The sequence below is a fragment of the Bordetella genomosp. 7 genome, from assembly GCF_002261265.1.
Taxonomy (GTDB): domain Bacteria; phylum Pseudomonadota; class Gammaproteobacteria; order Burkholderiales; family Burkholderiaceae_B; genus Bordetella_A.
The window spans coordinates 79,129-100,537 of record NZ_NEVK01000003.1; the positions used below are offsets into that span (position 1 = coordinate 79,129).

Genomic DNA, 21,409 nt, shown 5'->3' on the forward strand with positions numbered 1-21,409 from the left:
ATGATATTTGTATTGATCATTACAAAATAGGGTGCGCCATGTCGGATTTGAAAGGCAAGATCGCGTTCGTCACCGGGGGCAGCCGGGGTATAGGGGCTGCCATTGCCCGTCATTTGGCCGGCCGCGGCGCCGACGTGGCCATTACCTACGTCAATACGCCCGATCGGGCGCATGCCCTGGCGCAGGCGTTGCGCGCTACCGGCGTGCGCGCCCAGGCCTACGCGGCCGATGCGGCCAGCCCCGATCAGGTTCGCCAGGCCGTGGGGCAGGCGGCCCACGACATGGGCGGTCTGGACATCCTCGTCAATAACGCCGGCATCTTCATTGCGGGCGACATGGCGACACTGCCGCAGGCGGATTTCCAGCGCACCATGGACGTGAACGTGGGCGCGGTGTTCGCCGCCATGCAGGCCGCGTTGCCGCATATGCGCCACGGCGGCCGCATCATCAACATCGGCAGTTGCCTGGCCGGACGCGCGGGCCAAGCCGGGCTGGCGGTATATGCCGCCAGCAAATCCGCGTTGGTGGGCCTGACCAAAGGCGCCGCACGCGACCTGGGCCCGCGCGGCATCACCGTCAATCTGGTGCATCCCGGGCCCATCGACACCGACATGAACCCCGCGCACGGCGAGGGCGCGGCCGAGGCGGCCGCCGGCCTGGCATTGCAGCGTTACGGCAACGTGGACGACATCGCCGGCATGGTCGGCTATCTGGCCAGCCCGGCCGCCAACTACGTCACGGGCGCGGAACTGTCGGTAGATGGGGGCTTCAGCGCGTAGCCCGGCAAGGCGAGGCCCGTACTTGTCCACATACTGTGCACAGCTTGTCCAGCCGTTATGCACCGGATATCCACGGGCCTTTCCACAGCCTTGTCCCCATGGCCAGGCGCGCGCGCTGGAGCCAAACTGGCGTGGCCAGAAATTCATGTATAATTTCGCTCTTCCTTGCAGCACGGCAGCTCTTTATGAGCGGTTTGCAGCAAGCGCGGGCTGTTAGCTCAGTTGGTAGAGCAGCGGACTCTTAATCCGTAGGTCGAGTGTTCGAGCCACTCACAGCCCACCAGGAATATCAAGCACTTAGGCCACCTTTCGGGGTGGCCTTTTTGCTTTGGGGGTACGACGATTGCAATTTCCACAAGGGTTCGGCCCTGTGGATCAGTCGTGATATCCAATCAGCGAACGCGCGCACCGTCGGGGAAAGATGGCGGTTCTTCGGGTACATCAGCGATAAAGGTACGACCGGCGCCTGTAGGTGCGGAAGCACCTGCTTCAGACTGCCGCTGCGCAGGTGCGGAATCACCATGTAGCTGGCGGCGCGGATCAGGCCCAGGCCTTCCAACCCGCTGCAGACATAGGCATCCGTGTCGTTGACGGTAATGCGCGCAGGAACATGGGCCGCGCACTCTTCGCCATTGATGACGAAGTTCCATTGCATGCTTCGACCGTTCTGGTTTGACAGAAAACCCACTGCGTGGTGGTTTTTCAGGTCGGCCAGTGAGGTTGGCTCGCCATATTGCTCGATATAGGCCGGTGACGCGCACGTAACCCATTCAAACCCGGCGATACGCCGGGCGACCAGAGTGGCGGAGTCCTGCGGAACACCCGCGCGAATCACGCAATCTACGCCTTCCCGGACGAGATCGATGGTTCGATCTCCTAAAGTAAGCGTCAGTTCCACCTCTGGATATTCTGCTTGAAACTCCTTGATGGCGGGCAACACGAACAGGCGTGCGAAAGACGATGTCATATCGACGCGCAGCTGCCCCCGCGGCCGTCCGGCGCTGCCGGGAAATGACGACTCCACTATTTCTATTTCTGCCAGCAGGCGGCGGCAGTGATCGTAGTAGACGCTGCCATCCGGCGTCAGGCTGATATGCCTTGTGGTCCGCTGGAGCAGCCTTACGCCCAGGTGAGCTTCCAGGTCTTTGATGGCGCGCGTTACCGATGATGGCGGAATGGCAAGACTGCTGGCGGCTTTGCTGAAGCTGTGCGCTTCGACGACACGAGCGAAGATCTGCATGGCCTGTAGCCTATCCATTCAAATATTCCTGTGCTTGGGGCCGTATCGCGGGGGGTACGGCGCGGTGAAGACAGCGGGATTCCGGCCGTATGCGCACCTGGCGCTGAACGCTGCTCGCGCCGACGCATGCTGGTATTCGGCTGGTGCGATCTATTGAAGCACAACAAGTATTCCGTTTTCGGGAATTGACTGTTCCCGGATCACCAAGAATTCAGTTTGCATGCATGGCGTCGCGCGGCATGGGCTCGATTATTCCGGGTTTGCGAATTTCAAAAGCCATTTTCCAGGCTATGTCGATGAGCCCTTCCGGCGCAAACTTGCGGGCGCAGCCGGTAAGGTTTTATCGATCAATCGACCGGATAAGCGTTGGCCAAAGCCGACGCATCAAACCATCTCATGAAGGAGCATTTACATGCGTACGCATGCAAACGATATTGACGCTGGTACTCCGGGTCTGATCCCCGAAAAGAATGATGAGCTGAACACGCCCAACGTAGACTTGCGCGACATCCTGGTGCTTGGCGCGGGGCAACTTGGAATGGCGGTCATAAAGGAGCTTGCTCCGCGTATACGAGCAGCAGGCGAACGGCTGACGGTGCTGGTCTCGCCGCAAACTGTGAATGCCGCTGCTTCGCAGGATGTGGCGACGCTCGTCGCGCTGCGCGAGCTTGGCGTTGAAGTTCTGGGGCAGGATCTGATGGCAGACGAGCAAACGCTGACCAAGCTGTTCAAACGCTACAGGACGGTGGTGAACTGCACGGGCTTTGTTGCCGGGCCGGGCACGCAGTTGAAGATAACCCGTGCGGTATTCGCCGCAGGCGTCAGGCGGTACTTTCCGTGGCAGTTCGGTGTGGATTATGACGTGGTGGGACGCGGCAGCGGACAGCCGGTGTTCGATGAGCAGAACGAGGTGCGAGGGCTGCTGCGCGGCCAAACTGGAACCGAATGGGTGATTGTTTCCACCGGCATGTTCACCAGCTTCCTGTTTGAGCCGGCGTTTGGCGTCGTGGACCTTGAACGCCGAACCGTCCACGGACTGGGTAGCTGGGAAACGAAGGTCACCGTCACGACGCCGGAAGACATCGGAAAGCTCACCACCGAGATACTGCTTGCCGAGCCTCGCATCGTTAATCAGATCGTCTATGTTGCCGGCGATACCCTCTCGTATGGGCAGCTCGCGCAATCGGTCGAGCGTGTGGTGGGCGTTCCGTTCGACAAGACGGTATGGACGCTTGACAAGTTGCGCGCCGATCTGGCGGTCGACCCGGGCGATGTCATGACGCGCTATCGCGCAGCGTTCGCCCAGGGTGACGGCGTGTGGTGGGAAAAGTCGGCCACCTATAACGCGCGCCACGGAATCGAGACATTGGATGTAGAAGGATACCTGCGGGCGCGACTGCGCTGACACCTTGGCGGCGTGGCCAAAGGGTTGTACTTTACCCCTGCTTGTTGTGTGGAACGACAATTCACTTCCAGGGTACTACGCATGAATAATTACATGAGATTCTGGGTGTTGTTTATTTCCTGCATCGTCATCGCGGCCGGCGCCGTGCCGGTGCACGCGGCAGACGTCAAGGGCAGCGCCGATCATCCGCTGGTGCCGCGCTACGAGGGGTCGGAGATCGTCGCCTACGACACGCAGGCCTACGCGCAGAAGCTGTTTGCGCGCTCGGCGCTGAAGTCCGGAAAGCTGGAAAGCAACCCGGATGCGGCGCTGAAACTGGAAGGCAAGCTCTTTTCCATCACCTACCGCGCGCCGGAGCAACGCTCGCCCCTGGAGGTTGCCCGGAATTATCGGGCGGCGCTCGAGGCGGCGGGGTTTTCCACCGTGTTTGCCTGCGCCCAGGCGGAATGCGGTGGCCGCACCTTCAACCATGCGCTGTCGCCGCGGAATTACTACATGGGGTTCGGCGAGTACTACGTCGACCAGCAGTACCTGCTCGCCCGCCTGCAGCGGCCGGACGGCGATGTGTACGTGGGCGCCTATGTCGTGCTGAATAAGGCGGGCGGCGGGCCAGACCGCAACCGCAGCATGGTCCAGGTCGACATCATGGAGCTCAAGCCCATGGAAAACCGCATGGTGGTGCTCCAGGCCGACGAAATGAATGCCGATCTGGCCGCACAGGGGCGCGTGGCGGTGTACGGCATCTTGTTCGATACGGACAAAGACACTATGCGCGTCGATTCCCGGCCCCAGCTGGAACAGATCGCACAATTGCTCAAGGCCCATCCGTCGCTGCGGGTCTTGATCGTGGGGCACACCGATGCCCAGGGCGGCCTGGAATACAACCGCGACCTGTCCATGCGCAGGGCCAGGTCCATCGTCACGGCCTTGTCCCGCGACTACGGAATCAAGGCGGAACGCCTGGTGGCCGAAGGCGTGGGCATGGCCGCCCCGGTGGCGTCTAACCGCACGGATGAAGGGCGCGCGAAGAATCGGCGCGTGGAACTCGTGGATATCGGAAAATAAGCCGGTTTTGTCTTGCCAAGAGGAGTGCATGGATCCGAACCCTGGTCCGTTCAAGCCGGCTGTGCCGTCCGGCCTGTCCCTGATCGAAAGAGCACAGGAACTGAAGTGGACGCTGCAGCTCGCCGCCGCGGTGTTGTTCGCGGACCTCGTCCTGGCGTGGCGCACCGGCCAGGGCCTGGCCCGCTGGTCTATCCAGGCCGATCAGCTCCTGGCCAATTCGGGCTTCTTGCTCGTGGCCGTGCTGGCGTTTGCGGTGCTGATGTCTATTGTTATTCCGCTGGTGGCGGAGTTCTTCCGGCAATTGGGCTGGCTGGTGCTGACCAGTGTGCCATGGCCCGGCTGGATGCGCACGACGCCGGATTTTCGCCGGCCCGCGGGCGGCGTTCTTCCCGGCGAATTGCGTGACCATGCCTACCGCACCGGCGACAGGTCACTGCTGGAAATGGTGGATGCGCACTGGCGGCGCGTCAAGCAGGAACATGCGGACAGGCTGGCCGCAGGCCAGATGGTGTTTGCGGTGCTGGTGCTGGGCATCGTGAATTTCTTTCCGGGGCTGCTTGGCATTCAGGCCGACACTTTGCTGCGCGACGTGCCCGCTGTCTTCGGTGAACCAGGCGGGCTGGCGCTGTGCCTGGCGTTGCTGCTGGCGCTTGCCGCGATAAAGCTGACCTGGTTCACGGACCATCAACACGAATGGATCGACTATCCGCCGCTATATCACGACCTGGAAAATAAGCGTCGCGAACTGCGCCGCGCGGGTTTAGCACCGCCGGGCGCGCGATGACAGCGCGCACGCGCCCCACTATGATGACCGATTGTTGTCTGACTCCAGGACTACCGCTATGTCATCTGCTCAACGCATTGTGCTGGCCAGCCGGCCCGACGGGCATCCGACGCTTGACAACTTCCGGTTGGAGACGTTCGAGCCCGAAGCCGCGGGCGAGGGGCAAGTGCAGCTGCGCACACTGTACCTGTCGCTCGACCCCTACATGCGCGGGCGCATGAGCGACGCCAAGTCCTATGCCGAGCCGGTGGCGATCGGCGGTGTGATGCAGGGTGAGACGCTCTGCGAAGTCATCGGGTCGCGGCATCCGGGGTTCAAGGCCGGCGACGTGGTGCGCGCACACACCGGGTGGCGCACACATGCCGTGATGGACGGCGATGCCGTCACGCCGGTCCGGACCTTCGGCGCACCCGTCACCACGGCGTTGGGCGTGTTGGGCATGCCGGGCTTTACCGCTTATAGCGGCATGAAGCTGATCGGCCAACCCAAGCCGGGGGAAACCGTGGTGGTGGCCGCTGCGTCGGGGCCGGTGGGCTCGCTGGTGGGCCAGCTGGCCCGGCTGGCCGGCGCGCGCGCGGTGGGCATCGCCGGCGGGCCGGGCAAATGTGCGTACGTGCGCGACGAACTCGGGTTCGACGCGTGCCTGGACCATCGCGACGCCAACCTCGGGACGGCCCTGGCCGCCGCGTGTCCACGCGGCATCGATGTGTACTTTGAAAACGTGGGCGGGCGCATCTGGGACCTGGTCTTTCCGTTGCTGAACCAGTATGCGCGCGTGCCGGTATGCGGGCTGATCGCGCAGTATTCCGTGGCGGATACGTCAGGCCCCGACCGGTTGCCGGCGCTGATGTCGGCTGTTCTGCGCCGCAGTATTCTGCTGCGCGGGTTCATCAACTACGAGTTCGCCCGCGACCACTACGACGCTTTTCAGCAAGAGCTGGGGCCGCGCGTGGCCCGGGGCGAGATCAAGTATCGCGAAGACATCGTCGACGGCTTCGCGAACGCGCCCGAGGCATTCCTGGGAATGCTCTCGGGCAAGAACTTCGGCAAGCTGATTATCCGCGTGGCCTGAATGCCTGCCGCGCCGCCGGGTCAGCGGTCGCGGGCGCGGCCGCCAATGGTGGCGGCAAAACTGGCGACAAAGGCGCCGATCAGCAGCGACGCGAATGCCCACAACGAGAACGCAGCGGCCGCCTTGCGCGCCGCGTCGGCGGCCTCGCGGGCCTTTTGTTCGGCTTGCTGTGCGGCTTGGCGGGCCTGGTCCTGAACCTGGGTCAGGCGGCGCTGGGCCGCCACTTCGTCCATGCCGGTCTGCTGCGCAATGCGCTGGACCAGGTAGGTCTGGTCGGGCTCGGAGATCTCGCCGTTGGCAAGGCTGCGGCCCAGGATGCGCGATACTTCCTGCCGAACGTCGGCCTGGCCGGACGCCGAGGCGGGGTCGTTGGGCCGCAGCAGCGCATCGGTAAAGTAGTCCAGCGACATCGAGCTGGAGCCTGCCTGCGCGGCTGAGCCCGCCGCCGCGACGACTGCTCCCGCACCGGCCCCGGCGACGGTGGCGCCGGCTTTGGCAGCGCCGGACGCAATGGAAGCGGCGGCCATGGCCAGCAGCACCAGGCTCACGACGGCGCTCAGGGCCCATACCAGGAATCCGTGCGCGGTGTCGCGAAAGTAGATCTCATCGCTGTGCACGTCGGTCCATTTGGTGCGCAGGCGGCCCGTCACATAGCCCGCGACGCCGTACGAAATGATCTGCGTGACCAGCATCCAGATAATGGAGCCTACGGCCAGGGTAGTGGCGGATGCGCCTTCTTCACCCCACGGCGACATGGATATGAACCCCAGGCCGGTGCCGCCGGAGAACAGCATGGCGGACACGGCCGCCGCGATGACGGCGCCGGCGATGACGGCGCCCCACGATACCGCCGATCGGGAAGATTCTGCCGGCATGGCGGAATAGCCGGGATACGCAACATTGGGCTGTGTGGTTTGCATGGAGGTTCCTTGTCAGGATGGCGCCCGCGCGAGGGCGGCCGTGGCATCAGGTCACGTAAGCAGGGCGATCAGGATAATCACCGGGATGGGAACACCCAGCAGCCATAACAGTATTGAACGCATTGATGCCTCCTTGAATTCGTCAGTTCACCTTGCCGGCAGGCGCCCGGGGCCTGGCCATGCTGCATGCGGGCGTGGAGTGGCGTGGCGGGCCGGCCGGCCCGCCACGCCACTCGCGCGCTCAGCGCGCGCCTTCCTGGATTTTCTCGCCGCCTCGTTCGATATCCTGGCCCGCGCCATGCATGGTGTTGCAGCCGGCCGTCGCGCTGGCGACGAACAGCATCAGTACGAGCATCTTCAGCTTGCTGGTCATATGATTCTCCTTAGTGAAGTCGGCAAATCCGACCTGCGCGCCGTTCAGCAAGCAGCGTGCCTGACGGCGCGCGCCATCGGTAGGTAAGGGTGCATCCGGGGGCCAGGGCAAGCATCCGCCGAAGCGCCCCGGCAGGCGCGTCACGATGCTTCGGAAGCGGGGCAAGCCGGGCGGTGCAGGGCCGCAGAGACCACAAGCGCCAGCAAGGCGGCCAAGGCCACGATAAGCGCGGCGGCGGGCCAGCCGTAGTGGTTGATTGCGCTGCCCACCGCCACGGGGCCGACGATCTGGCCCAGGTTGTTGCCCTGCATGACCAGGCCCAGCACGATGGGCGCCAGGCCGGCGGCCGGCGCTACCGAAGGCGCTGCCGACAGCAGCGCGGCGGGTATCACGCCGCCTATTGCAGAGAACGCTATACATAGCGTGAACGCCGCGGCGTCGGGCAATACGGGCAAGAATATGCCCCACGCGGCGGCGCCCATGGCCGTGAACGCGCAAGCCAGCAGCATGGGGCGGGATGCGCCGCGTGACAGCAGGTAGCCGGCCGCCAGGTTGCCCACGATATTGGCGGCGCAGGCCAGGGCGCTGAGTGCGCCCGCCGTATGCAGGCTGACCGCCATGCGTTCGATGAGCAGCACCGGCAGAAAGCTGAACAGGGCGAAGAACATCAGGCTGTAGAGGGCGAACCCCATGGCCAGCAATAACGGCGCGCCCGCCGTCATGACGCGAGCCGCGTCCCGCCGCAGGGCTGGCCCGTGCCACGGGGCGCGGGTGGTGTCGGCCGGCACGGTAAGCCGGGCCGCCAGTGCCGCCAGCAGGGCCAGCGCGCTGCTCGTCCACCACAGGCTGCGCCAGCCATTGAACGCCGGCCCGGCCAGCATGGCGATGGCCATGCCCGCCGGCATAAAGCAGCTCCACAGCGAAAAAGCGGCGTCGCGGCTGCGGCGCCGCACCACATCGTCGCGCTGCAGTATCGAGGGAGCCGCCACGGTGATGCACAGAAAGCCGGCTCCTTCGATGACGCGCGAGCCCAGCAGCCAGGCATAGGCGGGGCTGGCCGCGCCCATTGCGCTGCCGGCGGCCAGGGCCAGCAGGCCCGCGATCAGCACCCGGCGGCTGCCGGCGCTGGTGACCATGGCGCCGGCCGGGATGCCGGCCAGTACGCCCAATACGGCGAAAATTCCGGTAAGCCAGCCCAGCGCGTCCAGGTTCAGGCCCAGGTCGGCCTGCAACAGGGGGCCGGCGATGGCAGCTTTGCCCACTTGCAGGGCGGCGACGACGCCGCATGCCACCATCACCGTGACGGTAAGCCAGCGGGTCGGCGTGTCGTGCGTTGGCATTGAGTTTTCACCGGAAGATGACCAGCTCGCATGGTAGCGGCGACGCCTGGCCGGCACGAGTGACATAATTCTGATGAAACTGATCACTTGGATAGATCATGCTGGATGCCCTGACGCTGGACCAGATACGCACCTTTGTGTCGGTTGCCGAGCACGGCAGTTTCCGCGCGGCAGCCGGCAAGTTAAGGCGCGTGCAATCGGGCGTAAGCGCCAGCATCGCCAATCTTGAGGCGCAATTGGGTATTGCGCTGTTCGACCGCTCGGGTCATCGTCCCGCGCTGACCCCGCAAGGCCGGGCGCTGTTGGTCAATGCGCGCGATATTCTGCTGCGCGTGGACGCCATGCGGGCGCGAGCGCGCGGCTATGGCGAGGGTGTGGAGCTTGAGCTGCCGCTGGCGGTCGACACACTGTTTCCCCTGCCCGCGCTGGGCGCCGCCGTGGCGCAGCTGCAGGCGGTCTACCCGTCGGTGGCAGTGCGGCTTGATGTGGCGCCGTTGGGCGGGCCATTGCAGGCGCTGCTGGAACGGCGCTGCGTGCTGGGGCTTACCGCCGGCGAACACTTTCGGGACCCGCGCATCGCGCTCGAGGCCCTGGGAGAAGTCAGTCAGGTGGCGGTGGTCGCCGCAGGGCATCCGCTGGCCAGGCGCGGGCGCGGGGCCCGCGTGGCATCGACCGAGCTGGCCGATTATGTGCAGGTTGTGCTGGCCGACCCTACGGACCTGTCGAGCGGCCGCGATTTCGGCGTGATCTCGCCGCGCACCTGCCGCGTCGGCAACCAGGATGCCAAGCACGCCTTGATACGGGCAGGCGTGGGATGGGGGCGCCTGCCTGCATGGCAGGTCGAACAGGATCTCGCGGAAGGCCGGCTGGTGCGCGTGCGCGCGCCGTCACTGGGGCGCGATGGCGCCGTGGTGTCGGAGATCTACCTTGTGCATCGCGTGGATACGCCGCTGGGGCCGGCCGCCCGCGAGCTGGCGGCCATATTCAAGCGTCTGTGCGGCGCCTGAAGCCAGGCTTGCCGCGGCGTTGCTTGGCGGCGCGACGGAAACTGTCTAGTATCGAAGCCTGCTGCACGAACACATGAACAACAGGCAACCGGCGGCACCGCCAGGTGGCGCCCAGGAGACACCATGCTACGCATTAAACAGGTTCTGCTTTCATTGGCCCTTGGGGCGCTGCCGGTTCTGGCGGGCGCCGCTCCTGCCAAAGTCATGGCGCCGGGCGGGCCTGGCGGCGGCTACGATGCCGCGGCCCGCGTGCCTTTGCAGGTCATGCAAGAGGCGGGCATTTTCACCGATGGTTTCCAGGTCACCAACAAGGGCGGCGCGGGCGGCACCATCGGCCTGGCCGAGTTCATCAACAACAGCAAGAACGACGACAACGCCATCATGTCGATGGGCGCCATTCTGGTGGGCGGCATCATCCTGAACAAGTCGCCCGTGACGCTCGAGAGTGTCACGCCGCTGGTGCGACTTACCGACGACGCAGACGTACTTGCCGTGCCGGTGAACTCGCCCATCAAGACGGTGGACGACCTGCTCAAGGCGCTGCGCGAGAACCCGGGCGCGATGGCCATAGGCGGCGGCTCGGTGGGCGGCGTCGATCACGTGGCCGCGGCGCTCATCGCGCAGGCGGCCGGCGTGCCGCCCGGCAAGCTCAACTACATTCCGTATCCCAGCGGCGCCGAAGTGGTGCCGCAGCTGGTCAGCGGGCAGCTCAAGCTGGCGCTGTCGGGCCTGTCGGAATTCAAGCCCTACGCCGACCAGAAGCGCCTGCGCATCATCGCGGTCACGTCGGCCGAGCGGCTGCCCGGTGTGGATGCGCCCACACTGAAAGAGTCGGGCGTGGATGTGGTGATCGGCAACTGGCGCGGCATTGTCGGCGCACCGGGCATGAGCAAGGAAGGCCGCGCCATGTGGCTGGACTGCTACCAGAAACTGCACGCGTCGCCGCAATGGAAGAAAAAGCTGGCCGAACAGGGTTGGGCTGACGCGTACCTGGCGGGCGACGATTTCGCGAAGTTCCTGGACGAAGAAAAAGTGCGCCAGGAAAAAGTGCTGAAGGACCTGGGCCTGGTCAAGTAAGCCTACCCACAGGAGACCGTCTATGTCCGCAGTTGCGCAGCGCCGCCGGCCATGGTGGCTGGGGCTGGCCGTGATCGCGATCGGCGCGGTGTGGCTGCAGCAAGGCTACGCACTGCCGCAAGCCAGCGGTTATGCGGGGGTGGGCCCCGGCGATTTCGTGATGCTGGTGGGCGCCGCATTGGTCGTGCTTGGGCTGGCGCTGCTGGCCCAGGTCGCGCGCGGCGAGGCATTCCGGCCGCAAGAGGCCGAAAGCGCCCAGGCCGACGCGCCGCCGTCGCGCAGGGCGCTGGTCTTCGCTGCCGCGGGCGCCGGCATTCCTTTGCTGACGATGGAGCCGCTGGGCTTTCCGCTGACGGCCATGCTGTCGTTCGCGCTGGTGACGCATGCGTTCGGTTCGCGCCGCGTGCTGTTCGATTGCATCATCGGCCTGGCGCTTGGCAGCCTGTGCTGGTGGGGGTTTACCCGGCTCGGCGTGACACTGGGCGGCGTGTTGCCCTTGGCGGGGTGGTGACATGGACGCCTTCGATTCACTGATGGCCGGCTTCGGCGTGGCGCTGCAGCCGGCGCACCTGATGTGGGCCTTTGTCGGGTCGCTGCTGGGCACGGCTATAGGCGTGCTGCCCGGCATCGGGCCCGCGCTGACTATCGCCCTGCTGTTGCCCGTGACGGTGAAAGTCGCGCCCACCGCGGCCTTCATCATGTTCGCCGGTGTGCTGTACGGGGCGATGTACGGGGGGTCTACTACGTCGATCCTGCTGAATACGCCCGGCGAAAGCGGCTCGATGATGACGGCGCTGGAAGGCAACAAGATGGCCCGCGCCGGCCGGGGAGCGGCGGCCCTGGCCACCGCCGCGATCGGCTCGTTCGTGGCTGGCACGCTGGCCACGCTGGCGCTTACGTTCCTGGCGCCCGCGATCGCCGAACTGGCGTTTGTATTCGGGCCGGCGGACTACTTTGCGCTGATGCTACTGGCGTTTACGTCGGTGTCGGTGGTGCTGGGTACGTCGCGCGTGCGGGGGTTTATTGCGTTGTTCCTGGGGCTGGCCATGGGCGTGGTGGGCATCGACGGCCCTACCGGCCAGGCGCGGCTGGCTTTCGGCACCCCCGATCTGCTCGACGGCATCGACATCACGGTGGTGCTGGTGTCATTGTTCGCCATTGGCGAAATCCTGTATGTGGCCAGCCGCTACAGCCGTACGCCGCCGGCCGTCAGCCCGCTGGCGGGCGGGCGCTGGATGACGCGCAGCGATTGGCAGCGGTCGTGGAAACCCTGGCTGCGCGGTACTTGCCTGGGTTTTCCCATCGGCGCGCTGCCGGCCGGCGGCTCGGAAGTGCCGACCTTCCTGTCATACACCATCGAACGCCGGCTCAGCCGCCATCGGGACGAATTCGGCAAGGGGGCCATCGAGGGCGTTGCAGGGCCCGAGGCGGCCAACAACGCCGCGGCCGCCGGCATCCTGGTTCCGCTGTTGACGCTGGGCTTGCCCACGTCGGCCACGGCCGCGGTGTTGCTGGCCGCCTTCCAGAGCTATGGCCTGCAGCCGGGGCCGTTCTTGTTCGTCAACAGCGCCGACCTGGTGTGGGGGCTGATTGCGTCGCTGTACGTGGGCAACCTGATGCTGCTGGTGCTGAACCTGCCGCTGGTGGGCCTGTGGGTGCGGTTGCTGCTGATTCCGCGCCCCTATCTGTATGCCGGCATCCTGGTGTTTGCGATGGTGGGCATCTGGGGTGTGGGAACGTCCTGGATGGATCTGTTGCTGATGTTCGTGATCGGGCTCATGGGTTATGTGATGCGCGTGTACGACTTTCCCATCGCGCCGGTGCTTATCGGACTGATCCTGGGGCCGCTGGCTGAAACCCAGCTGCGGCGGGCGTTGTCGATAGGGCAGGGCGACCCGATGGTGCTCGTGTCATCGCCGTTGTCGTTGACCCTGGTTGCGCTGGCGCTGGCGGTACTGTTCCTGCCCGGGCTGCTGCGCAAGCTGCGGGCCGGCGCATGAAGGGATGGAACGGGCGGCAGGGGCGTATGGGGCGGTCGGATGCATAGCGGGTGGTGTCTGATCGCGGTGTAAGGTGTCTGACACCCTTACGGGAGTCAGACACCAAGCATTCAGCGGCGGTGGGCTTGCTCGCTCCGATCGGGGGCCCGGTGTCTGACACCCTTACGGGAGTCAGACACCAAGCATTCAGCGGCGGCGGGCCTGCTCGCTCCGATGGGTGGCCCGGTGTCTGACACCCTTACGGGAGTCAGACACCAAGCGTTCAGCGGCGGCGGGCTTGCTTGCTCCGATGGGTGGCCCGGTGTCTGACACCCGTACGGGAGTCGGACACCAAGCATCGGCGGCGGTGGGCTTGCTCGCTCCGATGGATGGGCCGGTGTCTGACACCCTTACGGGAGTCAGACACCAAGCGTTCAGCGGCGGTGGGCTTGACCGCTCCGATGGGTGGGCCCGGTGTCTGACTCCGGAGGTGTCAGACACCCCTCCGCACGCTCGCTCCGCTGGCGTCAGACACCACCTGCATACCTGTTGCTACAAAAAGTTGCCGTGCCGGCGCGCGCCCGCGCTAGGATGGGCATGCCGGCGGGGCCGGCATTGTTCAATAGCACCAGGAGGCTGCCATGCAAGCAAGAACATCAAGAACAACCTTCTCGCGTATCGCCGTGTTGGCGGCGGTCGTGGCATTGGCCACGGGTTGTGCAACGCCCCAGCAGACCAATACCGCGGTGGGCGCGGGCGCCGGTGCGGCAGCTGGCGCCGGCATCGGCGCGCTGATCGGCGATGGCCGCGGCGCGGCCATCGGGGCGGGCATCGGCGCCGTGGCGGGCGGGCTGATCGGCTACAACTGGTCGGGCGTCAAGAAAGACGTGCAGCAATCCGGCGCGACGTCGCTGGGTATCGACGTGGTCGAAATGCCCGACGGCAGCCTGAAAGTGAACATTCCCAGCAACGTCTCGTTCGATACCGACAAGGCCGTGCTCAAGCCCGCGCTGCTGCCCGTGCTGGACAGCGTGGCGCGCGCGCTGACGCAGCATCCCGAATTGCGCGCCAAGGTGGTGGGGCATACCGACAGCACGGGCTCGGCCGCGCATAACCAGACCCTGTCGGAGAACCGTGCGCGCAGTGTCACCACTTACCTGGCGCAACGCGGGGTGGCGTCGGACCGCATGACCATCGAAGGCCGCGCGGCGCGCGACCCGGTGGGCGACAACGCTACGGCCGAGGGCCGGGCGGCCAATCGCCGTGTCGAGGTCTATCTGTACGCGGTCAGGCAGTAAGGCGCGCGGCGGCCGCGCGCAGCCCGCGCGGCCGCGTTTTCGGGAGGCACACCATGAACACACCCACCCGCCTGGGCGCCCGCGCCGCGGTCGCCGGCCTGGCTGGCTGGCAGGCTCATGCAGACCGCGACGCAATACAGAAGCGTTATCGGTTCAAGGATTTCAATGCGGCGTTCGGATTCATGGCGCGGGTAGCCATGTACGCCGAGAAGCTGGACCACCACCCCGAATGGTTCAACGTCTACAACAGCGTCGACGTGGTGCTGGCCACGCATTCGGTGGGCGGCGTCACCGAGCTGGATGTGCGCCTGGCCCGGCACATGGACGAGGTTGCCTCGGACACGTGCCTGAAGGCCGATGGGGGCTGAAACCGCGTACGCGTCAGCCGCGCACGTAGTAAATGCGCATTGCCTGCTGCCGTTCCGATGGGTCCAGCACCTGGATGCGCACCGAGCGGGCCGTGAAGCCTTCGGGCATTTCGGCCTGGCCCTGCGCGATCTGGTAACGGGCCAGGTCGACGCTGATGGGGTCGAGTTCGATCGTGCCGGATCGGCCGTTGCGGTATACGCCCTGTACCGCCAGCTGTAGCGTGCCCTTGAATGCGGGGGCGTCGTACTTTTCGCGCATCAGCAGCACCTGGTAGTTCAGCTTGCCGGGTTCGCGAATGAACAGCCCCGAGCGCACGCCGATATCGGTGCCGCGCGGATCTGGCGGGATGGCGTCCTGGAAGATCTGGAATTCCTGCTTCATCGAGTCGATCTGCGCGCGGGCTTCTTCGAGCGCCTTGGTGGCCTGCTCGCGGGTGGCCTGGTTTGCGTCCCGTTGCTCGGTGGCTTCGGCAAGCTGCACGCGCAGACGCTGGCGGTCGAGGTTGGCGGTGTTGAGTTCCGACTGCAGTTGTTCGGACTGTTCGACGGTGAGACGTTGCGGGCCGTAGTTGGCTTGCAGGAACAGGACCCCGCCCGCGCCCAGGCCGATGCCTATCAGCAGCAATACCAGCCAGCGGGGCATGCGACGTGTGCGCTTGCCCGGCTGATATACCGACGGTTTGAAAACTGCCCGCTGCGAGCGTCCGAACATCCCCATGCCACAAAACCCTGTATTTAAGTGCCGTAGGCAGCAATTGCCGGCGAAAACCCTAGAGAATACCGTGTCCTTACTGATACAGGTTACGACAGATAAGTCTCGTTGCGTACCTACGGGCTTGGAAACAACCTGTTTAAGACCGCTGGCGCAGGGCCAGCCGGGCATCGAGCGCCTGCAGGCGCTCCGGGGTGCCCACGTCGGTCCAGAGGCCGCGATGGTGTGTGCCCAGCACCGCTTCGCGCGCCATGGCCTGCCGCAGTAACGGCGCCAGCGGGGCAGGTGTGGCTGCGGGCAAGCCATGGAACAGCGCGGGCCGGTAGATGCCTATGCCGGCGAAAGTCAGTTTGCGCGCGCCGGCCGCATGAACCCGCCCGCCGGCATCGAGCGCGAAATCGCCGTGGGGATGGTGTTCGGGGTTGTCGACCAGCGCCAGCCACGCATCGGCGCGTTCGGCATCCAGGCGGGCGGCGGCCTGCGCAGCCTGGCCGGGATCCCAGTCGCACCAGATGTCGCCATTGATAACCAGGAAGGGCTGTGCCCCCAGCAGCGGCAAGGCCTGCGCGATGCCGCCGGCCGTTTCCAGCGCGCTGGGCTCGGCCGAATAGGCGATATGCACGCCGAATGCGCTGCCGTCGCCGAGCGTGGCTGGCAGTTGTTCGCCCAGCCACGCGTGATTGATGACGATATCGCGGATGCCGGCGGCGGCCAGCCGCTCGATGTGCCAGACGATCAGGGGCTTGCCCCCGGCGGGCAGCAGGGGCTTGGGCGTGTGGTCGGTAAGCGGCCGCATGCGTTCTCCGCGCCCGGCGGCCAGGATCATCGCGCGCATCAGAAGGTGTACCCCACCTTGACCTCGCGGTTGTCCAGTTCGTCGAGCAGGCGCAACAGCGGCTTGAATACGCCGTAGCGCTGGGCCACCTGGCGCACGTAGCCGTTGACACGCGGGATATGGGCCAGGTAGCCCGATTTGCCGTCGCGATGATGCAGCCGCGCGAATACGCCCAGGATGCGCAGGTTGCGCTGCAGGCTCATCCATTCGTAGGCCTGGTGGAAATTGGCGAAATCGCTGTCTACGGGCAGGCCGGCGGCGCGCGCCATTTCCCAATAGCGCACGGCCCAGTCGAGCTGCTGCGGTTCTTCCCAGGTGGTGCGCGCGTCGGTGACCAGCGAAGCCAGGTCATAGGTGATGGGCCCGGCCAGCGCGTCCTGGAAGTCGATCACGCCCGGGTTGGGGCCATATGCCGGTTCGTCGCACACCATGAGGTTGGGCGAATGGAAGTCGCGGTGCACCAGCACCGTATGCTGCGCACCGTTGACCCGCGAAAGCAGCTCGAATATCTGCCGCAGCGCCGCGGCGCTGCGATCGTCGGGCTGCACGCCGTGGTGGCGTTGCACGTACCATTCGGGAAACAGTTCGAGTTCGGCCGCCAGCCGGGCCTGGTCGTAAGGCGGCAGGCCGCTGGTGCGAGCCTGCTGCATGCGCACCAGCGCGGCCAGGGCGTCACGGTAGAGTTCCTGCAGCTCGCCATCGGGCAGGCCGGCCTGGATGCGCTGATAGTAAGTATCGCGGCCCAGGTCGGACAGCAGCAGCAGGCCCTGGGCGTGGTCGTGGGCCAGCACCTGGGGAACGTTCAGGCCGGTTTCGCGCAGCAGGTCGCCCACGTGCAGGAACGGGCCGATGTCTTCGTGGGGCGGCGGCGCGTCCATGACGATCAGGGTGCGCGCCCCGGCATCCAGGCGGAAATAGCGCCGGAAGCTGGCGTCGCTGGAGGCGGGCCGCAGGGTGTCGAGGTTCAGTTCCAGGCTGGCCGGCAGCGTGCGCAGCCAGGCCAATACCGCTTCTAGGCGAGGATCGTGGTGGGTGGTCAAAGGTGCCGTCTCGGAATGCAGTAGAGTTTCGTTGCGTCCGCGGCCACCGACGATGGCGGCGCTGGCGCGCGGCTTCTCTATAATACCGGGTCGTTCCCGTCCGCACGCGGTTTCCGCACGCCTGCCGGGGCCGCCGCCGTCGCCATGCGCACCCGCGCAGGGGCGGGTCTTCTGTCGATAAGGTTTTCGTTCACGGTGCGTATGGTCCGGTGGTTGATTCTCTCTGCTGTCAGCTTGGCCGGGGCCGTGCACGCCCAGGGCAGCCAGCGCACCACGCCGCCCGACGCCGCGGCAGAGCCTCCATCGCACGAAACGATCCAGTTGCGCAGTTCGCCGGGGTTGCGGATGCATTCCCTTCCCGACGACCAGATTCCGGTCTTCACCGAGTCCGATCGCTTGCAAGGCGACCCCGACTCCAACGTCACCCTTACCGGGTCGGCAGAGGTCCGCCGCATCGATGGCGTGATCAAGGGTGACCGCATCGAATACGGCAATGCCACCGGCCAGGTGGATGTCCAGGGCAACGTGCGCATGATGCGCGACGGCACGCTGATCACCGGCCCCCAGGCGCAGTTCAACATCGACACCGACAGCGGCGAAATCGAATCGCCCGACTTCTGGCTCGGCGCGGCTGGCGGGTTCGCCCGCGCCGACCGCGCCGACATCTTCAGCCGCTCGCAAATGCGGCTGACCACCGTGCAGTACAGCGGCTGCCCCTGCCCGAATCCGTCCTGGTACATCAAGGCCGACAGCGTCGACCTCGATTTCGACGAAAACGAAGGCGTGGCGCGCAACGGCGTGCTGTACTTCAAGGACGTGCCGCTGCTGGCGTCGCCCTACCTGACCTTCCCGGTCAAGAAAGAGCGCAAGTCCGGCTTCCTGGTGCCCACCTACGGGCTGACCAGCAAGAGCGGCATCGACCTGTCGTTGCCGTACTACTTCAACCTGGCGCCCAATTACGACCTGACGCTGCAGCCGCGCTACCTGAGCAAGCGCGGGCCGCAGCTGGGCGCCGAATTCCGCTACCTGGGACGCTCTTACCAGGGCACCCTGGTGGGCACGTACCTGTCGAGCGACCGCCAGACCGGCGACGACCGCTGGATGTTCCGGTCGCGGCACCAGCAACTGCTGGGCAACGGCTTCTATACCGACTGGGACGTCGCCAAGGTTTCCGATGACGACTACTTCCGCGATTTTTCGGCGCTGGGCCTGAACGAGGCGTCCACCACCTACCTGCCGCAGCGCGGGCGCGTGGGCTGGAGCAGCCGCTACTGGCAGTCGTACGCACAGGTATACAAGTACCAGACCCTGCAAGACCCGGACGCCCCGCTGGCGCCGCCCTACGACAAGCTGCCCGAGCTGTACCTGAAGGGCGCGCGCTACGACATGAACGGGTTCGATATCGAATGGACCAACACCGCTGTGCGGTTCCGTCGTCCGCTGCTCGATGGCGTGCGCCTGGGCCCCGATGGCGACCGCCTGCAATCGTACTTGTCGGCCTCGTACCCCATCGTGCGGCCGGGCTGGTTCGTGACGCCGAAAATCGGCCTGCATCACACCCAGTACCAGACCGACTGGTACCAGCTGTCGAACAACCCGCGCGACATGTCCCGCACTTTGCCCATCATGTCGCTGGACGCCGGGCTGGTGTTCGAGCGCGATACCACGCTGTTCGGCAACGCATCCATCCAGACGCTGGAGCCGCGCCTGTACTATCTGCGCGTGCCGTATCGAGACCAGTCGCGCATGCCGGTCTACGACACCACGCTGGCCAACTTCAGTTTCGACCAGGCCTTCCAGGAAAACATCTATACGGGCGGCTGGGACCGCATTGCCAACGCCAACCAGCTTACCGCCGCGCTGACCACGCGCTGGCTCGACGCCGATACCGGGTTCGAACGCCTGGCGCTGTCGGCGGCGCAGCGCCTGTATTTCGAGGACCAGCGCGTCACCCTGCCGGGCGAGACGCCGCGCGACAACGTCCGCTCGGATTTCCTGGTGGCCGCCAGCGCCGCCCTGACCGACACGCTAAGCACCGAGGTGGCGGCGCAGTACGATCCGTACCGCAACAACTGGTCGCGCGGCCTGATCAGCGCGCGCTGGCGTCCGCAGCGCCTGACGTCGGTGGCGCTGTCGTACCGCTATCAGCGCGACCCCCTGCCGGGCGTGGCCTACCAGCCGCGCGGCCAGGACCAGATCAGCCTGGCCTTCCAGTGGCCGTTTACCGAGCGCTGGTACGGCGTGGGCCGTATCGATTATTCGCTGCGCACCGAGGGCGCCACCGCCACGGCCGCCGAAGAATCCCCGCGCGTCACCCAGGCCATCGCCGGGCTGGAGTACAAGGGCGATTGCTGCTGGACCGGTCGCGTGGTGTTCCAGCGCTATGCCGTGTCGGCCAACGACGCCAATACCGCGCTGTTCTTCCAGCTCGAACTCAGCGGCCTGGGCTCGCTGGGCACCGACCCCATGAGCCTGTTGAACAAGAGCATCCCGGGCTACCAGTCCGTGACGCCCCCCACCCCCCAGGGGACCACATTTGAAAGGTATGAATGATGCGTAGCTTGCACCACCTGCGCCGGCTGCCCGGTAACCTGCTGATCGCGGCTGCGTGCGCCGGCGTGCCGGCCGCGCATTCCCAGCCGGCGCGGGCGTCGGCCAGCCCCGCCGCAGCTGCACCGGCCGGGCAGCCCGCCGGGCAGGCCGCGGCCGCGCAGCCTCGCGAGCAATTCGTCGACGGTATCGCCGCGGTGGTCAACAAAGATGTCATCACGCTGCGTGAAGTCGACAACGGGGCGCTGCGCGCGACGGCCGACCTTACGCGGCGCGGCATCCAGGTGCCTCCGCAAGACATCCTGCGCCGGCAAGTGCTGCAAAGCCTCATCATGGACCGCCTGCAGGCGCAAGAGGCCGATCGCCTGGGCATCCGTGTCAACGACCAGCAGATCAACCAGGCCGTCCAGACCATCGCAGAGCGCAATCGCATGTCGGTTGAGCAGATGCGCGGCGAGATCGAAAAATCCGGCGTCAGCTGGGATGAATACCGCAAGACGCTCGGCACCGACATCCGCATGACCCGGCTGCGGCAGCGCGCGGTCGATTCCAACATCATCATCACCGACGCCGAGGTAGATGCTTTCCTGAAAGACCGCGCGCGCAACCCGGCGTTTGGCGCCGAGGCGCCCGGACGCCCCGCGGCGCAGCCGGCGCTGGCCGCCGCGTCCGGGCCCGAGGTCGTTGCGCTGGCGCAGATCCTGGTGCGGGTGCCCGAGGGCGCCAGCCCCACCGAAGTGGCGGCACTGCGCAACAAGGCCGAGAGCCTGCTGGCCGAGCTGAAACAGGGCGGCGATTTCGCCAGCCTGGCCGCGGCATCGTCTGACGGCCCCGAAGCCCTGCAGGGCGGCGTCATGGGCGCAAGGCCCATCGAGGGCTGGCCCGACCTGTTCGTGCAGGCCATCGGCTCGGTCGCGCAAGGCCAGGTCAGCGGCCTCATCCAGAGCGGCAACGGCTTTCATATCCTGAAGGTGCTGCAGCGCACGGGCGGCGGTTCGCAGCAGCCCGCCCCGGCGCCGCAACCCCCGATGATGCCGCAGGCGGGCGGCGACATGCGCGCGCCCCAGGGCCCGGTGCAGGTGACGCAGACGCATGCGCGGCACATCCTGATCAAGACGTCGGCCGTCATGAGCGACGACCAGGCGCGCCAGCGGCTGTCGCAGATACGCCAGCGCATTGTCAACGGCGGCGCGTCGTTCGCCGACATGGCCCGGCAATATTCGCAGGACGCCAACGCCCCGCAGGGCGGCGACCTGGGCTGGGTCAACCCCGGCGAAATGGTGCCCGCCTTCGAACAGGCCATGAATGTGCTGCCCGAGGGCGGCGTCAGCGAACCCGTGTTGTCGCCTTTCGGTTGGCACCTGATCCAGGTCGAGGCGCGGCGCGAGCATGACGTCAGCGACGAACTGCAGCGCATGCAGGCCCGGCAGATTCTTTTCGAACGGCGCGCCGAGCCCGCCTACGAAGACTGGCTGGCGCAATTGCGCAACGAAGCCTACATCGACAACCGGCTCGAAAAGCAAGAGCAGATCGAGCAGAACAACCGCTGAACGGCTGCGAGCCCA

The 21,409-nt window shown here is 66.0% G+C and carries 20 protein-coding genes and 1 tRNA gene; 14 read left to right on the forward strand and 7 right to left on the reverse strand.

The features are described 5' to 3' along the window. Nucleotides 1-38 precede the first annotated feature (38 nt). The gene (locus CAL19_RS02695) at nucleotides 39-779 is read left to right on the forward strand and encodes an SDR family NAD(P)-dependent oxidoreductase (RefSeq protein ID WP_094795961.1); all 741 of its coding nucleotides are present in this window, start codon (nucleotides 39-41) and stop codon (nucleotides 777-779) included. A gap of 207 nt (nucleotides 780-986) precedes the next feature. After that, a tRNA-Lys gene (locus tag CAL19_RS02700) sits at nucleotides 987-1,062 on the forward strand. Between the two features lie 6 nt (nucleotides 1,063-1,068). On the opposite strand, the gene CAL19_RS02705 is transcribed toward CAL19_RS02700, so the two are convergent. Beyond that, entirely contained in the window at nucleotides 1,069-2,019 is a 951-nt protein-coding gene (locus CAL19_RS02705) for a LysR family transcriptional regulator (RefSeq protein WP_249276244.1), read from the reverse strand. Between the two features lie 412 nt (nucleotides 2,020-2,431). Here CAL19_RS02705 and CAL19_RS02710 point away from each other — a divergent pair, with 412 nt between their 5' ends. The 4 genes from CAL19_RS02710 (at nucleotide 2,432) to CAL19_RS02725 (ending at nucleotide 6,345) form a co-directional block, all read left to right on the forward strand. Next, nucleotides 2,432-3,424, forward strand: a complete 993-nt coding sequence (locus CAL19_RS02710; RefSeq protein ID WP_094795963.1) for an aromatic alcohol reductase — start codon at nucleotides 2,432-2,434, stop codon at nucleotides 3,422-3,424. A gap of 93 nt (nucleotides 3,425-3,517) precedes the next feature. Beyond that, complete coding sequence (locus CAL19_RS02715; RefSeq protein WP_094795964.1) at nucleotides 3,518-4,489, forward strand: OmpA family protein; 972 nt, start codon at nucleotides 3,518-3,520, stop codon at nucleotides 4,487-4,489. Nucleotides 4,490-4,517: 28 nt separating this feature from the next. Continuing rightward, nucleotides 4,518-5,273 (forward strand): hypothetical protein, encoded by a 756-nt coding sequence (locus CAL19_RS02720; RefSeq protein ID WP_094795965.1) that lies wholly within the window; start codon nucleotides 4,518-4,520, stop codon nucleotides 5,271-5,273. Between the two features lie 58 nt (nucleotides 5,274-5,331). Beyond that, nucleotides 5,332-6,345, forward strand: coding sequence for an NADP-dependent oxidoreductase (locus tag CAL19_RS02725; protein WP_026641006.1), 1,014 nt, complete (start codon nucleotides 5,332-5,334; stop codon nucleotides 6,343-6,345). A gap of 20 nt (nucleotides 6,346-6,365) precedes the next feature. Here CAL19_RS02725 and CAL19_RS02730 read toward each other — a convergent pair whose 3' ends face one another. The 3 genes from CAL19_RS02730 to CAL19_RS02740 all read right to left on the reverse strand — a co-directional run bounded on the left by CAL19_RS02730 (nucleotide 6,366) and on the right by CAL19_RS02740 (nucleotide 8,978). Then, nucleotides 6,366-7,265, reverse strand: coding sequence for a hypothetical protein (locus CAL19_RS02730; RefSeq protein WP_026641005.1), 900 nt, complete (start codon nucleotides 7,263-7,265; stop codon nucleotides 6,366-6,368). Between the two features lie 241 nt (nucleotides 7,266-7,506). After that, nucleotides 7,507-7,620 carry an entericidin A/B family lipoprotein gene (locus CAL19_RS02735; protein ID WP_419670216.1) on the reverse strand — a complete coding sequence of 38 codons (114 nt, stop codon included), beginning with the start codon at nucleotides 7,618-7,620 and terminating at the stop codon, nucleotides 7,507-7,509. 158 nt (nucleotides 7,621-7,778) lie between these two features. Further along, nucleotides 7,779-8,978 (reverse strand): MFS transporter, encoded by a 1,200-nt coding sequence (locus tag CAL19_RS02740; RefSeq protein ID WP_094795966.1) that lies wholly within the window; start codon nucleotides 8,976-8,978, stop codon nucleotides 7,779-7,781. Between the two features lie 98 nt (nucleotides 8,979-9,076). Between CAL19_RS02740 and CAL19_RS02745 the strand changes: the two genes are divergently transcribed. The 6 genes from CAL19_RS02745 to CAL19_RS02770 all read left to right on the forward strand — a co-directional run bounded on the left by CAL19_RS02745 (nucleotide 9,077) and on the right by CAL19_RS02770 (nucleotide 14,707). Beyond that, complete coding sequence (locus tag CAL19_RS02745; protein WP_094795967.1) at nucleotides 9,077-9,985, forward strand: LysR family transcriptional regulator; 909 nt, start codon at nucleotides 9,077-9,079, stop codon at nucleotides 9,983-9,985. A gap of 123 nt (nucleotides 9,986-10,108) precedes the next feature. After that, complete coding sequence (locus tag CAL19_RS02750; protein WP_094795968.1) at nucleotides 10,109-11,062, forward strand: Bug family tripartite tricarboxylate transporter substrate binding protein; 954 nt, start codon at nucleotides 10,109-10,111, stop codon at nucleotides 11,060-11,062. Nucleotides 11,063-11,084: 22 nt separating this feature from the next. Continuing rightward, the gene (locus CAL19_RS02755) at nucleotides 11,085-11,573 is read left to right on the forward strand and encodes a tripartite tricarboxylate transporter TctB family protein (protein WP_094795969.1); all 489 of its coding nucleotides are present in this window, start codon (nucleotides 11,085-11,087) and stop codon (nucleotides 11,571-11,573) included. A gap of 1 nt (nucleotide 11,574) precedes the next feature. Further along, the gene (locus CAL19_RS02760; protein WP_026641000.1) at nucleotides 11,575-13,062 is read left to right on the forward strand and encodes a tripartite tricarboxylate transporter permease; all 1,488 of its coding nucleotides are present in this window, start codon (nucleotides 11,575-11,577) and stop codon (nucleotides 13,060-13,062) included. Nucleotides 13,063-13,682: 620 nt separating this feature from the next. Continuing rightward, on the forward strand, nucleotides 13,683-14,339 hold the full coding sequence (locus CAL19_RS02765; RefSeq protein WP_026640999.1) for an OmpA family protein: 657 nt from the start codon (nucleotides 13,683-13,685) through the stop codon (nucleotides 14,337-14,339). A gap of 53 nt (nucleotides 14,340-14,392) precedes the next feature. Continuing rightward, a complete protein-coding gene (locus CAL19_RS02770) occupies nucleotides 14,393-14,707 on the forward strand; it encodes a 4a-hydroxytetrahydrobiopterin dehydratase (RefSeq protein WP_038852587.1) in 315 nt (104 codons plus the stop codon). Nucleotides 14,708-14,720: 13 nt separating this feature from the next. On the opposite strand, the gene CAL19_RS02775 is transcribed toward CAL19_RS02770, so the two are convergent. The 3 genes from CAL19_RS02775 to CAL19_RS02785 all read right to left on the reverse strand — a co-directional run bounded on the left by CAL19_RS02775 (nucleotide 14,721) and on the right by CAL19_RS02785 (nucleotide 17,294). Then, the gene (locus CAL19_RS02775; protein WP_026640998.1) at nucleotides 14,721-15,419 is read right to left on the reverse strand and encodes a DUF6776 family protein; all 699 of its coding nucleotides are present in this window, start codon (nucleotides 15,417-15,419) and stop codon (nucleotides 14,721-14,723) included. 139 nt (nucleotides 15,420-15,558) lie between these two features. Then, nucleotides 15,559-16,254: an N-acetylmuramate alpha-1-phosphate uridylyltransferase MurU gene (murU, locus tag CAL19_RS02780; protein WP_026640997.1), complete on the reverse strand. Its 696-nt coding sequence runs from the start codon at nucleotides 16,252-16,254 to the stop codon at nucleotides 15,559-15,561. Then, complete coding sequence (locus tag CAL19_RS02785; protein WP_094795971.1) at nucleotides 16,254-17,294, reverse strand: aminoglycoside phosphotransferase family protein; 1,041 nt, start codon at nucleotides 17,292-17,294, stop codon at nucleotides 16,254-16,256. The genes murU and CAL19_RS02785 overlap by 1 nt, the downstream gene beginning before the upstream one ends. 195 nt (nucleotides 17,295-17,489) lie before the next feature. Between CAL19_RS02785 and CAL19_RS02790 the strand changes: the two genes are divergently transcribed. Further along, nucleotides 17,490-19,847 carry an LPS-assembly protein LptD gene (locus CAL19_RS02790; protein ID WP_026640995.1) on the forward strand — a complete coding sequence of 786 codons (2,358 nt, stop codon included), beginning with the start codon at nucleotides 17,490-17,492 and terminating at the stop codon, nucleotides 19,845-19,847. After that, complete coding sequence (locus CAL19_RS02795; RefSeq protein WP_094795972.1) at nucleotides 19,844-21,394, forward strand: peptidylprolyl isomerase; 1,551 nt, start codon at nucleotides 19,844-19,846, stop codon at nucleotides 21,392-21,394. Before CAL19_RS02790 ends, CAL19_RS02795 begins: the two co-directional genes overlap by 4 nt. The last annotated feature ends 15 nt before the right edge of the window (nucleotides 21,395-21,409 follow it).

Excerpts from the sequence above, each read along its gene's own strand:
- CAL19_RS02725 (WP_026641006.1), top strand. The coding sequence starts at position 5,332 with ATGTCATCTGCTCAACGCATTGTGCTGGCCAGCCGGCCCGACGGGCAT.
- CAL19_RS02740 (WP_094795966.1), bottom strand. The coding sequence starts at position 8,978 with ATGCCAACGCACGACACGCCGACCCGCTGGCTTACCGTCACGGTGATG.
- CAL19_RS02745 (WP_094795967.1), top strand. The coding sequence starts at position 9,077 with ATGCTGGATGCCCTGACGCTGGACCAGATACGCACCTTTGTGTCGGTT.
- CAL19_RS02705 (WP_249276244.1), bottom strand. The coding sequence starts at position 2,019 with ATGCAGATCTTCGCTCGTGTCGTCGAAGCGCACAGCTTCAGCAAAGCC.
- CAL19_RS02750 (WP_094795968.1), top strand. The coding sequence starts at position 10,109 with ATGCTACGCATTAAACAGGTTCTGCTTTCATTGGCCCTTGGGGCGCTG.
- CAL19_RS02720 (WP_094795965.1), top strand. The coding sequence starts at position 4,518 with ATGGATCCGAACCCTGGTCCGTTCAAGCCGGCTGTGCCGTCCGGCCTG.
- CAL19_RS02775 (WP_026640998.1), bottom strand. The coding sequence starts at position 15,419 with ATGTTCGGACGCTCGCAGCGGGCAGTTTTCAAACCGTCGGTATATCAG.
- CAL19_RS02735 (WP_419670216.1), bottom strand. The coding sequence starts at position 7,620 with ATGCTCGTACTGATGCTGTTCGTCGCCAGCGCGACGGCCGGCTGCAAC.
- CAL19_RS02755 (WP_094795969.1), top strand. The coding sequence starts at position 11,085 with ATGTCCGCAGTTGCGCAGCGCCGCCGGCCATGGTGGCTGGGGCTGGCC.
- CAL19_RS02765 (WP_026640999.1), top strand. The coding sequence starts at position 13,683 with ATGCAAGCAAGAACATCAAGAACAACCTTCTCGCGTATCGCCGTGTTG.
- murU (WP_026640997.1), bottom strand. The coding sequence starts at position 16,254 with ATGCGCGCGATGATCCTGGCCGCCGGGCGCGGAGAACGCATGCGGCCG.
- CAL19_RS02760 (WP_026641000.1), top strand. The coding sequence starts at position 11,575 with ATGGACGCCTTCGATTCACTGATGGCCGGCTTCGGCGTGGCGCTGCAG.
- CAL19_RS02695 (WP_094795961.1), top strand. The coding sequence starts at position 39 with ATGTCGGATTTGAAAGGCAAGATCGCGTTCGTCACCGGGGGCAGCCGG.
- CAL19_RS02730 (WP_026641005.1), bottom strand. The coding sequence starts at position 7,265 with ATGCAAACCACACAGCCCAATGTTGCGTATCCCGGCTATTCCGCCATG.
- CAL19_RS02715 (WP_094795964.1), top strand. The coding sequence starts at position 3,518 with ATGAGATTCTGGGTGTTGTTTATTTCCTGCATCGTCATCGCGGCCGGC.
- CAL19_RS02795 (WP_094795972.1), top strand. The coding sequence starts at position 19,844 with ATGATGCGTAGCTTGCACCACCTGCGCCGGCTGCCCGGTAACCTGCTG.
- CAL19_RS02710 (WP_094795963.1), top strand. The coding sequence starts at position 2,432 with ATGCGTACGCATGCAAACGATATTGACGCTGGTACTCCGGGTCTGATC.
- CAL19_RS02770 (WP_038852587.1), top strand. The coding sequence starts at position 14,393 with ATGAACACACCCACCCGCCTGGGCGCCCGCGCCGCGGTCGCCGGCCTG.